General features: G+C 63.8%; 1 protein-coding gene and 1 pseudogene. Both read right to left on the bottom strand.

Going from position 1 to position 2,112, the window contains the following annotated elements; all coding sequences use genetic code 11:
- A pseudogene (locus tag ACTOQ3_RS43425) lies at positions 1-385 on the bottom strand (pectinesterase family protein); the annotation flags it as partial.
- 602 nt (positions 386-987) lie between these two features.
- Positions 988-2,055: a pectate lyase family protein gene (locus tag ACTOQ3_RS43430; protein WP_440089910.1), complete on the bottom strand. Its 1,068-nt coding sequence runs from the start codon at positions 2,053-2,055 to the stop codon at positions 988-990.
- Between the last annotated feature and the right edge of the window lie 57 nt (positions 2,056-2,112).

Here is a 2,112-nt window from a genome sequence, read left to right on the forward strand (position 1 = left end):
TCCCGGCGGCGTTGTCGAAGACGATGACGACGTCACGGGCGTCACGGGTGGCGCCGAGGAAGGTCAGGCCGGTCTTGACCTGGGGTACCAGCACCGTCTCGCGGTAGGTCCCGGCCGCGATCACCAGGGTCCAGCCCCGTTCGGGAGCGTCCGGTGTCGCGTTGACGGCCGCCTGAACGGTCGTGTGGTCGCCCCGGCCCCGGGGGTCGACGTACAGCGTGCGCTCGTCCCGCCTGCGCCGCGGTGATCCGTACGGTCCGAACGGGCGCCGGGTGGCGGCCCCGGCCGGCGTTGCGACGGCAGGGACGAGCGCGAGGCCGAGGGCCGCGGCCGCGGCTCCGGCCAGCGTCCGGCGCCGGCCGAACAGTGGATTCTCGGGCGACATGGCCAAACTCCTGTGTTCACGTATGTGAGAAGTTCCCTTTACAAGAACATCTGAAGATTAAACAAATCAGGCAGTGATATGAATAGCGGAAACTTGCGGGTAAGGCTTCAGCTGATGATTGACGGATCGATGTCGGCTGATACTTTCCACTTGGTCTAAAAGCTGTTCAGAGTTCGGATCATGCGGTTGAGGTGAGGAGCTTCAGCCACATGATCGAGCCTTGGAGGTAGAGTCCGGCCTCGTAGCTTTCCGGGGCTTTGTCGTAACAGGTAGCCAGACCGTGCCAGGTCTTGATCTTCTGGAAACAGCCTTCGGCAGTGGTGCGCTGCCGGTAGCGCTCCGGATCGAAGACGACGGGCCGAACCTTTTCTCTTCCGGTTGGCCCGCTGATCGGTCTTCTCCGTGATGACCGCGGTGATCCGGCGGCGCAGTCACGCGTGGGCCTGGTGCGCTGGGCCCACGCGTGACGTTTTGTATCGGGTCCATCCGACGGGTGTTGGTTTCAGGGGCCGATGTCGGTCGGGGCCGGTGTGGGTTCGCAGGCCGATATCGGCACGTTGACTACGGGGTGGAGGGTGTGGAGTAGAGGCGCGAGACTCCGCCTATGGGGTCACGTCGATGATGCCGACGCCGGTGTTCTGCATGGCTTGTGTCTTGGCGTCCTGCGGGCTGAGCGCGTTGTAGGCGTAAGGCACCGTGAAGTTCGTGGTCGACGTCAGGTGCGCGTGCGGGGTGTTCACGTAGACGTTGTTCACCAGGTTCCAGTACCCGGTCGTGTTGCTGCCGTAGAACCAGCCGACCGGTCCGTGGATGGCGCCGGTCACCTCGTCGACCGCACCGGTGCCGACGTTCTCGAAGTAGTTCCCCTCGACCAGGACCTGCGCGCCCATCCGGGCGTTGATGGCGGTGTCGGCCACGTTCTGGAAGTAGTTGTTCAGCATGTGCACCTGCGATCGCCTGATGAGCGGCACGCGGGAGTTCACGTTATGGAACCGGTTGTTCGCGAACGTGATGTAGTCGCTCGCCGAGCTCTCGCTGTCGCCGCCGGCGGTCAGTGTCATCTTCCACGAGTCATGCAGGTAGTTCCACGAGATCGTGACGTACGCCGCGCCGTCCTTGACGTCGATCAGGCCGTCGTAATAGTCCTTGTCCACGTTCGGGAACTCGTTGTATATCTCGTTGTGGTCGATCCAGACGTTGGAGCTTGATTTCTGGACGGTGATCCCGTCCCGCTCCCCGGTGTCGATGTGGTGGATCTTCAGGTTCCGGATGACGACGTTGCGGGACTTGCGGAGGCTGAGGCCGACCCCGTCGAACTCGCCCTGGGTCCCGACCCCGAGGATGGAGACGTTCTCCACATCGTTGACGTGCATCTTGTCCCGGCTGAAGTCGGACGCTCTGATCGTCTCGTCGACATAGATGACCAGGCCCTCACCGGAGCGGTCGTCATGCTCCTTGATCAGGTCGTACATCGCATCGCCCGGGTTGGAATAGCCGGCGCTGCGCCGGTACTCGCTGAGGGTGTACTCGTGGACCACGGAGGCCCCGAATCCGCCGGTGGTCCCGCCGTTCATCGAGGCGTACCCAACCGGCTGGTCCGCCTGCTTGAAGGTCGTCGAGCCGCCGAAGGTCACGGCGAGGCGGCCGTCCGCGGCGAAGGACCAGTTCAGGGTGCCGGTGTAGGAGGAGCAGCGGGAGCCGTTGGAGCCGGACCAGAACTGGTTGGT

Source organism: Streptosporangium sp. LJ11 (assembly GCF_051918945.1).
Taxonomy (GTDB): Bacteria; Actinomycetota; Actinomycetes; order Streptosporangiales; family Streptosporangiaceae; genus Streptosporangium.